The 12,436-nt window shown below is 61.6% G+C and carries 8 protein-coding genes; 4 read left to right on the top strand and 4 right to left on the bottom strand.

Annotation, left to right across the window (positions count from 1 at the left end; all coding sequences use genetic code 11):
- Nucleotides 1–437 precede the first annotated feature (437 nt).
- The 3 genes from hrpB (at nt 438) to AC13RC_RS30630 (ending at nt 4,918) form a co-directional block, all read left to right on the top strand.
- On the top strand, nt 438–2,915 hold the full coding sequence (hrpB, locus tag AC13RC_RS30640) for an ATP-dependent helicase HrpB (protein ID WP_113352894.1): 2,478 nt from the start codon (nt 438–440) through the stop codon (nt 2,913–2,915).
- Nucleotides 2,916–2,962: 47 nt separating this feature from the next.
- Complete coding sequence (locus AC13RC_RS30635) at nt 2,963–4,255, top strand: ActS/PrrB/RegB family redox-sensitive histidine kinase (RefSeq protein ID WP_173002575.1); 1,293 nt, start codon at nt 2,963–2,965, stop codon at nt 4,253–4,255.
- Between the two features lie 75 nt (nt 4,256–4,330).
- Nucleotides 4,331–4,918 (top strand): ActR/PrrA/RegA family redox response regulator transcription factor, encoded by a 588-nt coding sequence (locus AC13RC_RS30630; protein ID WP_113333884.1) that lies wholly within the window; start codon nt 4,331–4,333, stop codon nt 4,916–4,918.
- 58 nt (nt 4,919–4,976) lie between these two features.
- On the opposite strand, the gene AC13RC_RS30625 is transcribed toward AC13RC_RS30630, so the two are convergent.
- Nucleotides 4,977–5,513 carry an MmcB family DNA repair protein gene (locus AC13RC_RS30625; RefSeq protein ID WP_113352892.1) on the bottom strand — a complete coding sequence of 179 codons (537 nt, stop codon included), beginning with the start codon at nt 5,511–5,513 and terminating at the stop codon, nt 4,977–4,979.
- A 181-nt stretch (nt 5,514–5,694) separates the two neighbouring features.
- Between AC13RC_RS30625 and AC13RC_RS30620 the strand changes: the two genes are divergently transcribed.
- Nucleotides 5,695–6,369, top strand: coding sequence for a L,D-transpeptidase (locus AC13RC_RS30620; protein WP_095436107.1), 675 nt, complete (start codon nt 5,695–5,697; stop codon nt 6,367–6,369).
- A 261-nt stretch (nt 6,370–6,630) separates the two neighbouring features.
- On the opposite strand, the gene AC13RC_RS30615 is transcribed toward AC13RC_RS30620, so the two are convergent.
- The 3 genes from AC13RC_RS30615 to AC13RC_RS30605 all read right to left on the bottom strand — a co-directional run bounded on the left by AC13RC_RS30615 (nt 6,631) and on the right by AC13RC_RS30605 (nt 12,403).
- Entirely contained in the window at nt 6,631–8,799 is a 2,169-nt protein-coding gene (locus AC13RC_RS30615; protein ID WP_113352891.1) for a malate synthase G, read from the bottom strand.
- A 118-nt stretch (nt 8,800–8,917) separates the two neighbouring features.
- Nucleotides 8,918–10,921: a hydantoinase/oxoprolinase N-terminal domain-containing protein gene (locus tag AC13RC_RS30610; RefSeq protein ID WP_113389638.1), complete on the bottom strand. Its 2,004-nt coding sequence runs from the start codon at nt 10,919–10,921 to the stop codon at nt 8,918–8,920.
- An 87-nt stretch (nt 10,922–11,008) separates the two neighbouring features.
- Nucleotides 11,009–12,403, bottom strand: a complete 1,395-nt coding sequence (locus AC13RC_RS30605) for a cytochrome P450 (protein ID WP_113389639.1) — start codon at nt 12,401–12,403, stop codon at nt 11,009–11,011.
- Between the last annotated feature and the right edge of the window lie 33 nt (nt 12,404–12,436).

The raw sequence follows: 12,436 nt of genomic DNA, 5'->3' as shown, positions 1-12,436 counted from the left end.
CAGGAAACACCAGAGCGAGAGACTTCGTCGCCAGCAGCGCCGCCGCCCTCGTCAGTGATCGGGCTTATAGACCCCCCAACCCGATATAGTCAACACTCCAACTGTAAAAATTCTGACATTTTTGTAAGTGATTGAATTAAAAAGCGGATTTGTGAACGCGATCAAAATCTTGGAGATTTTTTCGCGATTGGTCACGATTTCAGGATTCATTTTACGCCATCTGCCGGAATCATCCAGATAAGCGCTCCTAAAGGGCCACTTGCGCCTATTGCAAGCATTGGATCCGGCTCGCATTGCCAGCCGGACACCCAGGACCTAATAGACATCGAGAGATTGAAGGGAGCAGATATGGTGCTTCTCGATAAAAGGCGGGCACAGGCGGGGTCGAACCGGCAAACGCCAGCTTTCGCCCATAAACATATGCGGAGCGGGCAGGCGTGACATATAGAGTACCTTCATTGCCGGAGCTGCCTGTCTCGCATGTGCTCGCCGATATCGGTGCGGCACTCGCTGAAGAGCGGCGTGCCGTGCTCTCCGCGCCGCCCGGCGCCGGCAAGACGACGCTGGTACCGCTTTATCTCTTGGACGAAGCCTGGCGCGGCGATGACAGGATCATTCTTCTGGAGCCGCGGCGGCTGGCCGCAAGAGCCGCTGCTGCCCGCATGGCCTCACTGCTCGGCGAACAGGTGGGCGATACAGTCGGCTACCGCATGCGGCTCGACAACCGCATTTCTCCTAAGACGCGCATTGAGGTGGTGACGGAAGGTGTGTTCGCGCGGATGATCCTCGACGACCCCGAACTCTCAGGCATCTCCACCGTCATCTTCGACGAATTCCACGAGCGCTCGCTGGATGCGGATTTCGGCCTGGCGCTGGCGCTCGATGTGCAAGCGGCGCTGCGAGAGGATCTGCGCATTCTCGTCATGTCGGCAACGCTCGATGTGGAGCGTGTCGCTGCACTCCTCGACCACCCGCCCGTGATCGAAAGCATGGGTCGCAGCTTCCCGATCGATATCCGTCATCAGGATCGGCCAGCGGGAGAGCGGATCGAGGATACGGTGACGCGGGCAATACTTGATGCGCACGCGCGCGAACAGGGCTCCATCCTCGCCTTCCTGCCCGGGCAGGCGGAAATCACCCGCACGGTGGAGCGGCTGGAGGGCCGCTTCCGGCCGGAGACGATGATTGCGCCGCTCTACGGCAATCTCAGCCAGAAGGAACAGGATGCGGCAATTCGGCCAGCGCCGCAGGGCACGCGCAAGATCGTGCTGGCGACCTCGATCGCCGAAACTTCCATCACCATCGATGGCGTGCGAATCATTATCGACAGCGGATTGCAGCGCCTGCCCGTTTTCGAGGCTTCCACTGGTATCACGCGGCTCGAGACGGTGCGCGTGTCGCGCGCCTCGGCCGATCAGCGCGCCGGCCGCGCCGGACGAACCGAACCGGGCATCGCCATCCGGCTCTGGCATCCGGGGCAGACCGCGGCGCTTCCGGCGTTCACGCCGCCGCAGATCCTTTCGAGCGATCTTTCCGGCCTGGCACTCGATTTGGCCCATTGGGGCGTGCAAGATCCTGCGACGCTTGCCTTCGTCGATCAACCGCCTGCGACCACGCTTGCCGAAGCACGAGCCCTGCTGCGACAGCTGGGTGCGCTCGACGCGGAAAACGGGCTGACGGCGCGCGGACGGCTGATGCGCGAGCTCGCCCTGCCGCCACGACTGGCGGCGATGGTGATTTCGGCTGGCGAATTCGGCCAGGCGCGCGAAGCGGCGCTGCTTGCGGTACTGCTGACGGAACAGGGGCTTGGTGGGCAGAGCATCGACGTGGAAGACCGGCTGCGGCGCTTCAAGACCGAGAAGGGTGAACGGGCCGAGGCCGCGCGTCGTCTTGCCGGGCGTCTCGCTCAAGCGGCCGGTGGCAACGGCGGCACCCCTTCCTCTATTCCTCCGCTTGTCGGCGCGCTGCTGCTGCATGCCTTTCCCGACCGCATCGCGCTGCAGCGTGGCGGGCGGGGACGTTTCGTCATGGCCAATGGGCGCGGCGCAGAGTTGCCGGAGACCGAGCGGCTTGCCGGCTCCCAGATGCTTGTCGTCGCGGACCTGACGGGACGTGCGGCGCACGCGCGCGTTCTTGCTGCGGCGGAGATTTCCCGCGCCGATGTCGAAGAGCATTTGCCGGGCGAAATTCGCACCGAAGACCAGAGCTTTTTCGACAGAGCGAGCCGGCAGGTGCGGGCGCGGCGGGTGACAAGGCTCGGTGCCATCATCTTCGAAGAGACGCCTCTGCCGCGGCCCACCGGCGAGCCGGCGGCCAAGGCGCTGGCCGACGGCATACGGGAACTCGGGATCGGTGTCCTGCCGTTTTCCAAGGAAGCCACGCAGCTGCGGGACAGGATCGGCTTCCTGCATCGGACGATCGGCGATCCGTGGCCCGATATGAGCGACGAGGCGCTGCTTGCTCGGCTTGAGGAATGGTTCATGCCGTTTCAGCCCGACGCGCGCGGCCTCTCCGATATCTCCGCGGGCAGCCTTTCCAACGGGTTGATGTCTCTCGTGCCGCACGAGCTGCAGCGCGACCTCGCTCGAATGGCACCGACGCATTTCGAGGCGCCGACCGGCCACCGCCATCCCATTCAATATGATGGCGAGGAACCACTGTTGACCATTCGGGTGCAGGAGCTGTTCGGGCTAAAGCAGCATCCGGCCATCGGCGGCGGCAGATTGCCGCTGGTGCTGGAATTGACATCGCCGGCACATCGCCCGATCCAGACGACACGCGACCTGCCGGGCTTCTGGGCCGGATCCTGGAAGGATGTGCGCGCCGATATGCGCGGCCGCTACCCCAGGCACCCCTGGCCGGAAGATCCGGCCGAGGCCTTGCCGACGACACGCGCCAAGCCAAGGGGGACATGACGATGGCACGCTTCTTCCGGGGACTGGAAAAGCTCTCCGAAGCCGAAATGAAGGCGCAGGAGGGCCATCATACCAGCCGGCGGCTGAGACTGCAGACGCTGGTGCGCCTGCGCTGGCTTGCGGTCGGCGGTCAGACGGTAACCGTGATGATCGTCGCCTTCTGGCTGAAATTTCCCATGCCGCTGCTGCCCTGCTGCGTACTGATCGCCTGCCTTGCCTGGATCAACTTCTTCCTGACGCTGCGCTATCCGCCCACGCACCGACTGGAGCCGCCGGCAGCCTTTGCGCTGCTCAGCCTCGATCTCCTGCAGCTCTGCGGACTGCTGCTGATCACCGGCGGGCTTGCCAATCCCTTCTCGGCGCTCGTCTGCGTGCCTGTCATCATCTCCTTCGCATCGCAGCCGATCCGCTACAGTATGCCGCTCATCGTACTTGCAATGATCTGCATTACCGGTCTGGCATTCTCTCCCTTCCCCCTGCCCTGGTATGAGGGCGTTTCGGTCAGCGTGCATAGCGTCATGCAGCTGGGCGTGTGGTGCTCTATCGCCTCCACCATGGCCTTTGCCGCCTTTTATGCCTATCGCGTCTCCATGGAAGCCTCCCAGCTTGCGGATGCTCTTTCGGCGACGGAGCTGGTGCTGCAGCGGGAAAAGCACCTGTCGCAGCTCGACGGGCTGGCGGCGGCGGCGGCACACGAGCTCGGCACGCCGCTTGCGACGATCAGCGTCGTCGCCAAGGAGATGGAGCGGGAACTGCGCGAGGACGACCGTTTCCGGGAGGATGTGGCGCTGCTGCGCAGCCAGAGCGAGCGCTGCCGCGATATTCTCAGGCGGCTGACGACGCTCTCCTCCGAGGACGAAGCGCATATGAGGCGGCTGACGCTGTCGTCGATGATGGAAGAAGTGATCGCGCCGCACCGCGAGTTCGGGATCAACCTGGAATTCATCGAGAAGAGCCCGCGGGCGGGCGAACCTGTTCTGTCACGCAATGCCGGCATGATGTATGGCCTCGGCAACCTCATCGAAAATGCGGTCGATTATGCCCGCAAGACTGTGACGGTGACGGTGGAATACACCGCCGAAACTCTGACTATTATCATCGAGGACGATGGCGGCGGTTACTCGCCTGAAATACTGGCACGGATCGGCGAACCCTATGTCACCTCACGCCAGCGGGATGACACGGCAGGCGGCCTTGGGCTTGGGCTCTTCATCGCCAAGACGTTGCTCGAGCGCTCGGGCGCCACACTTTCCTTCGGCAATCGCGATCCGGAAACGCCGGGAGCGCGCGTCCGCGTCGAATGGCCGCGCGTATTAATCGACAGTAATTCGACAAAATGATTTTCGCGGCTTAAAACTGCCATCGTCAAAATCGGTTGAATACGCAGGCGGATGGTCGCCGGGATAGAAGATAACATGACGGATAAGGAAAGTGCTGCTCCGCCGGTCGGGGCCAAGGATGCCGAGGCCCATATCGGCCCGGATGCTACATTGCTGATCGTCGATGACGATGGTCCCTTTCTACGCCGGCTGGCGAGGGCAATGGAGGCACGCGGCTTTGTGGTCGAGACGGCGGAATCGGTGGCGGAAGGCGTTGCCAAATCCAAGGCGACCCCGCCGAAATATGCCGTGGTCGACCTTCGCCTCGGCGACGGCAACGGGCTCGATGTGATCGAAGCCATCCGTCAGCGGCGGGACGACACGCATATCGTGGTGCTGACGGGCTATGGCAACATCGCGACTGCGGTCACCGCCGTCAAGCTTGGCGCGCTCGACTATCTCGCCAAACCTGCCGATGCCGACGACGTCTATGCCGCGCTGACGCAGCGCCCCGGCGAGAAGGCCGAAGTGCCAGAAAATCCGATGTCTGCTGACCGCGTGCGCTGGGAACATATCCAGCGTGTCTATGAAATGTGCGAGCGCAATGTTTCCGAGACGGCCCGGCGCCTCAACATGCATCGCCGCACCTTACAGCGCATCCTTGCCAAGCGGGCGCCGAAATAGAGCATACTATTGTATCGGGAGAGGACGCTGTAAGTGCAAGCTTCAAAGGCGCTCGAAGCTAAGGCGTCTCACCCCCCTCATCCGCCCTTCGGGCGCTTTCTCCCCGAGGGGAGAAGGCAAAATCTTTACCCGTCGCCCATTCTGCCAGCATTAAGCGCTGGGCGGCGGCGCGAGAGAAATTGAGCGTTACCGATTTGCGCGTCGCCGGCGGCAGGCGATGCTCCGGCGCCTCGCGTAGCATATGGGCGCCGTAGCCGTCCGACAGAAACAGCCCACAATCCTCCGGGAAGATATCCAGCGGCACATCCTTGTGCGTCGCGAAGAACATCCGGTCGCAATGCTGCCGGTATTCGGGCCATTTGCGGTCGACGCGGAAATCCTCGATCGAGGTCTTGATCTCGATGATCCAGATCTCGCCCTTCTCCGAAAGGCTGACGAGATCGGCGCGGCGACCGCTGGCGAGCGGCAGCTCCGGTAGCACGGCGTGACGCATTTCGTGCAGTAATAGTTGCACGCCTTTGCGTACAAGCATGGCCCGTTCCGACTGCCGGCCATCTATTAACGGATTGTTATTGTAAACGTTCAAAATCGTCATGAATTGTCTCGGGGACAGGCTTGGCGTTGTTGCAAAAAAACCATGTCCTTCTAATTTGCGCGCCGGCCCTATTTTTGTAGGGCCAGAGCAGCTTGCAAAGCCAAGTTTAATGGAAAATAAACTTTAGACAAAGATGGTTTACAGCCATCCATTTCCCGCCACGAAAATTCAAGAGACTTCCATGCGCATCCGTAATGCTATGACCGCACTCGGCCTTGTCGCAATGCTCGCATCGGCTGGCTATGCCACCACCGCCGCAGCAGCGCCGGCCGCCACCGCAAATTCGGCCACCGAAACCATCAAGACGTTCGATGGCGACTACGGCGTGACGACCGACAATGGCTTTCAGCTGCCGGCGATCCCGATCCAGAAGGTGAAGCCGCAGTTCCGCCGTCAGATCGTCGAATACAAGACGGATGAAGCGGAAGGCACGATCATCGTCAATACACGCGAGCGTCACCTCTATTATATCCTCGGCAATGGCGAAGCGATGCGTTACGGCATCGGCGTCGGTAAGCAGGGCTTCTCCTGGTCCGGCACCGCATACGTCGCCTGGAAGCAGGAATGGCCGAATTGGCATCCGCCGAAGGAAATGGCTGTCCGCCGTCCAGAAATCGCCAAGTATGTCGATGGCGGCATGAACCCGGGCCTTTCCAACCCACTCGGTGCACGCGCCATGTATCTCTACAACGAAAAGGGCCAGGACACGCTGTTCCGCCTGCACGGCACGCCGGAATGGGCTTCGATCGGCACCGCTGCCTCCTCGGGCTGCATCCGCCTGATCAATCAGGACGTGATCGATCTCTACAGCCGCGTTCTTCCCGGCCGCAGCACCAAGGTTATCGTTATCCAGTAATCACTGGACATTCGAATTGAAAAAGCCGCCGGATACTGATCCGGCGGCTTTTTTGCTTGAGGGATTTGGATCGATCCCAATCGTCAGGACTCGCCTTCATCCTTCAAGGCTCCGCCCTTGGCTGCGCGCCTCGGAATGAGGGCTCACTTTTTCCGCTGGCCGCAAGAGCCCCTCCACCTCATCGCGAGTTGCCTTGCAGTCAAAGCGTCAGCGCAGAGGACAAGGCCTCGAACGATCGAGGTGACCTCCGACGGGATGAAGTTACCCCGCCTGCTTTGCCTTCAGCTCGATGCGGCGGCGATGCAGGACCGGTTCGGTATAGCCATTCGGCTGCTCGCGCCCCTTGAGGACGAGATCGAGAGCGGCCTGGAAGGCGACGGAGCCGTCGAAATTGCCTGACATGGGAACGTAGTTAGGATCGCCGGCATTCTGCTGGTCAACCACAGCCGCCATGCGCTTCATCGTTTCCAGAATCTGCGCTTCCGTGATGACCTTGTGATGCAGCCAGTTGGCCATGTGCTGCGCCGAGATGCGCAGCGTGGCGCGGTCTTCCATGAGGCCGACATTGTTAATGTCTGGAACCTTGGAGCAGCCGACGCCCTGATCAACCCAGCGCACAACATAGCCGAGGATGCCCTGGCTGTTATTGTCGATTTCCCGCTGGATTTCCTCCAGCGTCCAGTTCGGCCGCGAGGCGACCGGCACGGAGAGGATGTCGGAGAGCTTGGCGCGGGCGCGGCTCTTCAGGCTCTTCTGCACATCAGCAACATTGACGCGATGATAATGGGTAGCATGCAGCGTCGCGGCCGTCGGGGATGGCACCCAGGCGGTGTTGGCACCCGCCTTGGGATGCGCAATCTTCTGCTCGAGCATGGCCGCCATCAGATCCGGCATGGCCCACATGCCCTTGCCGATCTGGGCATGACCGGAAAGGCCACATTCCAGGCCGATATCGACGTTCCAGTTCTCATAGGCGCCGATCCAGGCCGCCTGCTTCATATCGCCCTTGCGGATCATTGGGCCTGCTTCCATCGAAGTATGGATTTCATCACCGGTGCGATCGAGGAAGCCGGTATTGATGAAGACGACGCGCTCGCGGGCGGCGCGGATCGCTTCCTTGAGGTTGACCGTCGTGCGGCGCTCCTCGTCCATGATGCCCATCTTGATGGTATTGCGCGGCATCCCAAGCAGATCCTCGACGCGCGAGAAGATGTCCACCGCGAAGGCGACTTCTTCTGGCCCGTGCATCTTTGGCTTGACGACATACATGGAGCCGGTGCGGGAATTCTTGCGGCGGCCACTGGGGCCGATGTCATAGAGCGCGATCAGGCCGGTGATGGCGGCATCCATGATACCCTCCGGCACCTCATTGCCATCACGGTCGAGAATGGCCGGATTGGTCATCAGGTGGCCGACATTGCGCACCAGCATAAGCGAGCGGCAATGCAGATCGAACGTGCCGCCATTCGGCGCCGTATAGGTGACATCGGGGTTGAGCCGGCGGGTAAAGGTCTTGCCGCCCTTGGCGACTTCCTCGGTCAGATCGCCTTTCATCAGGCCGAGCCAGTTGCGGTAAACCTCCGCCTTGTCCTCGGCATCGACGGCTGCGATCGAATCCTCGCAATCCATGATCGTCGTGATCGCCGATTCCAGGCGGACATCGGAAATGCCGGCCGGGTCGGACTTGCCGATGGCGGTGCTCGTGTCGATGACGATTTCGATATGGATGCCGTTCTGCTTCAGCAGGATATGGGTGGGGGTAGCGGCATCACCGAGATAGCCGGCGAAATGGCTGCCATCGGCGAGCTTTACGGCGCCGCCCTCGGTCGTAACCGCCAAGGCGCCATCCTTCACAGCGAAGCCTGTGACATCCTTCCAGCTTGCGCCATCAAGCGGAACGGTGGAATCAAGAAAATCCCGAACCCAGGCGATGACCTTCTCGCCGCGCTTGGGATTATAGCCCCTGCCCTTTTCGGCGCCAGCGGTCTCCGGAATGGCATCGGTGCCGTAGAGAGCGTCATAGAGCGATCCCCAGCGGGCATTGGCCGCGTTCAGGGCATAGCGGGCATTCATGACGGGAACGACGAGCTGCGGGCCGGCAATCTCTGAAATTTCCGGATCGACATTGGCGGTCGAGATCGTGAAGGCCGGACCTTCGGGCACGATATAGCCGATCTCGCGCAGGAAGGCTTCGTAGGCGGCGAGATCGACGGGCGCGCCATTCTTGCGGTACCAATCGTCAAGCGCTGCCTGCATGCGGTCCCGCTTGGCGAGAAGCTCACGGTTCCTTGGCGCGAGATCATGGACGATCTTGGAAAAACCGGCAAAGAAGGCGTCGGCATCCACGCCCGAACCTGGAAGCGCCTCCTTAACGAGGAAATCGTAGAGGACCTGTTCGATCTGAAGCCCGTGTTTTTCAATGCGGCTCATGCCATATACTCCTCAAGGCCGTGCTACGGCTCAATTTTAACATGTTGCCACTTTGCTCACGGTTTCACTTCTGTCAATTTGGCAATAGTTCGAAAGATTTATGCCTTTATGGAAATAATCAATCCATGGCGATTCGGGGACGGCCCGTGGCGGTTGCCACGAACCGGGCCTCGATCAGCTTGCGACTGCCTTCCACCTCGGGCGCATCCACCTGCTCATCCACTGTCACGACGAGGTCGACCGCGCCATTCAGCCTTGCCTGCGCCGTTGCAGCTTCCATCGCCCGCGCGCGGGCATCGGAGAAACTGTGGCTCTCGTCGGTAAAGCGCAGGCTCTCACCGGCACCATTCAGCACATAAATGCCATCCTCCGGCATGGTGACGAAGACGGTGACGCTGGTGCGGACCTGGCCGACGACAGCACCGACGGCATTCGCCACATCCGAATCGCCGGGAATGGCACTCTCGGTCGCCAGCATCTCGGCAATGGCGGGGTAATAGACCGGAGCGGAAGCACCGAGGCCGACCAGCGGCCGATCGAGCGAAATGGCGAAGCGGGCGATCCCCGGCGCGCGGCGAAGCGCGCGATCGATGGAGATGGATTTTGCGGGATCGAGATCGGCTACGCCATCTTCGGCCAAGCAGGCGGCAAGAATGACGTCGGCCGACTGGCGAGTGAGGCGATCGACGATCTTCTTCGCCAGCTCCTCGACGGATTCGGCGATCGGACGGCCAGAGCCATCCTTCAGCCGCATCGCCAAGGCCAGCCCGAGGCGGGCCGCTTCAGCGTTCCATTGCCCCTGCCTCCCAAGCACATGCATGGCGTCGGAAGGCGTCAGGCCGCTCAAATGCACAAGACCGCGCGCGACAAGCCGATCCAGCGTCGCCTTCTGCGACGTCATCGCCAGAAGCTTATCGAGTGCTACAGGCACGCTGCCGATGCGATCGAACAGCGTCTGCTCTGGCCCGGTGAGGCCGCTTGCAAGATGATCGGGTACGCCGGTGCGGAGCGCGAAACGGCCGGCGTTACGGGCGAGATGCGTCGCCCGCAGCTGCTGCTCCAAGACCTCAAGCACGACGGCACCATGCGTATGAGCGGCAAGGCTCAGCGGCAGCAGGCGGCGCGGGCCGAGTTCGAAAGCAGCGATAAGGCCGCGATCGTTGATCTTGACTTCGGAATCGCCACCAAGGCCGTAGGTGCGCATGGCGACTGCCTCAACCATGGTGCGGTAGCCTCCGACCACAGCACCATCGGCATCGAGCCGCGGCCGGCCATCTTCCATGACGGCGACATCGGTGGTGGTACCGCCGATGTCGGAAACGACGGCATTGTCGAGGCTGGTAAGATAGCGAGCTCCGACAAGACTTGCGGCGGGACCAGACAGAATGGTCTCGATCGGCCGCAGCTTGGCTTCATCGGCGGAAATGAGGGCGCCATCGCCGCGCACCACCATCATCGGCGCAGAGATGCCGCGCGTCGTCAGAAATCCTTCGCAGGCACCGACAAGACGGTCGATCATCGACACGAGGCGGGCATTCAACAGCGTCGTCAGGGCGCGGCGCGGGCCGCCAAGCTTTGAAGAAAGCTCATGGCTGCAGGTGACGGGCAGATGCGAGAGCTCGCGGATGCAGTCGCGCACCTTGATTTCATGAGCCGGATTCCTGACCGCGAAATAGCCGGCAACAGCGAAGGAGGAGACCGATTTCGCCAGTTCCGGCAACGCGTCGCGCAGAGCCGTCAAATCGAGCGGATTTTCATTGCCATGAACATTGTGACCGCCGGGGAGGAAGAGCACGGGATCGGAGCCCAGCGCTTCCGCAAGGCCATCACGTTTGAGATCCTCGGGGCCAAAACCGATCATGACCAGCCCGGCGCGACCGCCCTGCCCTTCGACAAGCGCATTAGTGGCAAGCGTCGTCGACAGCGATACGAGGCCGATGGCCGAAACGGGAATGCCGGCCTTGGCGATGACGGCATCTACGGCGCCGGCAATGCCGACAGCCAGATCATGCCGCGTGGTCAGCGATTTCGCCTTGGCGATTACGCCATCGGTTTCATGGAAGAGAACGGCATCGGTGTAGGTTCCACCCGTATCGATGCCGAGCAGGAAATGAGATGTCACGGCAATATCCAGCTCTTGAATGCAATGCGATGCCGTTATTGCACCCTTCCGGGCCGAGCCGCTAGCTGGCAGGCGGCAAAAACAGTTCTATCGTCTCGTAACCCGCATCGGCAAACCGCCGCGCGGCTGCGTGGTCAGCTTCTGCACAGGCCAGGGATTGGTTTCTTCGGTCAGATCGAAGCGGAAGCGGCGCATCATCACGGCGAGGGCGATGACCGCTTCCTGAAGCGCGAATGTGGCGCCGATGCAGACGCGGGGACCTGCGCCAAAAGGCAGGTACTGGAAGCGATTGATCTTTGTTCGATTCTCCGGAAGAAAGCGCTCCGGCATAAAGGCGCGCGGCTTTTCCCAATAAAGCTCATGGCGATGCAGCGTCCAGGGCATGATCAGGACGGTAATGCCTTTCTCTATCGTCACGCGCTCGCCCTTGGCGCTTGTCCATTCGTCATCGGCGATCGCGGCGCGGTTGATCGAGGGTGCCGGCGGATAGAGGCGCATCGCCTCCTCAAAAGCGGCGCGGACATGCGGCATGAGATCGAGCCAGGCGACTGGCTCCGCATCGGTTGCGAGTACCCGGTCGATTTCCTCTTCCATGGCCTCGCGAATGTGCGGGCTGTTGGCGACGCAATAGAGCGTCCAGGCCAATGCACGAGCCGTTGTCTCATGACCGGCGCCGATGAAGGTGAGGATATTGTCCTCGATCTCTTCCATGGTCAGTCCATCCGGACCGGCCTTTTCGAGAAGCAGCGTCAGGAAATCATCGGGTGCGCTGGCTCTGTCCCTCCGCATTTTTTCCAGCCGCTGGTCCATGGTGGTGCGGACGATGCCGCGGAACTTGTCGAGCACGCGCTGGCCGCCGATGCGGGTGATGCGCGGCACCCAGGCGGGGGCACGCAAAAGATCCATGGGATCGACTCTGCCCATGCGATGCAGGAGCTCATTGACCTCATCGGCGAAATGCTCGCCTTCAGTGACGATCTCGCCGGAAAACAAGGTTTCCGCCAGAATGGCGAAGGTCAGCTCCGTCATGTCGGCAGCGATATCGAACACCGCGCCTTCCTTGCTGACATCCTCGTATTTCTTCACATAGTCTAGACTCTGGCTCAGCATCTGGCCGGCGAAACCCTGGGCATGACGCGGCGTGAACACCGGCGCCACCGCCTTGCGCGAGCGCTTCCAAACCGATCCTTCCGCCGTCAGCAGACCGTCGCGCAGGATCGGCCGGAGCACGAGCTGGCGGATATCGGCCATGCGGTAGTTGGCGGCATTGTCGACCAGAACATGCTTGATCAGGCCGGGATCATTGACGATCAGCGTCCGCTCGTTGAAGAATTTGGTCTTGATCCAGGGCAGCGTGTAGGAGGGCTCGCCCCAGAGTTCGAGCGGATTGCGCAGGATCGTGCGGATGATCGTTAAACGGGAGGGCGGCACGGTGCGCGGAATCGGTGCCGGCGGGGAGAAGGCTTCCGGAATCATGTCCATCAGATCAATTCTCCTCGAAAAGCAGCCGTTGCT

The organism is Martinezella sp. CNPSo 3890 (assembly GCF_057784455.1).
Note: the sequence above shows the minus strand (reverse complement) of the source record. Positions and strands in the feature narration are given on the sequence as shown.

Coding starts and splice junctions, on each gene's coding strand:
- AC13RC_RS30630 (WP_113333884.1), top strand. CDS start 4,331: ATGACGGATAAGGAAAGTGCTGCTCCGCCGGTCGGGGCCAAGGATGCC.
- AC13RC_RS30615 (WP_113352891.1), bottom strand. CDS start 8,799: ATGAGCCGCATTGAAAAACACGGGCTTCAGATCGAACAGGTCCTCTAC.
- AC13RC_RS30625 (WP_113352892.1), bottom strand. CDS start 5,513: ATGACGATTTTGAACGTTTACAATAACAATCCGTTAATAGATGGCCGG.
- AC13RC_RS30635 (WP_173002575.1), top strand. CDS start 2,963: ATGAAGGCGCAGGAGGGCCATCATACCAGCCGGCGGCTGAGACTGCAG.
- AC13RC_RS30605 (WP_113389639.1), bottom strand. CDS start 12,403: ATGGACATGATTCCGGAAGCCTTCTCCCCGCCGGCACCGATTCCGCGC.
- AC13RC_RS30620 (WP_095436107.1), top strand. CDS start 5,695: ATGCGCATCCGTAATGCTATGACCGCACTCGGCCTTGTCGCAATGCTC.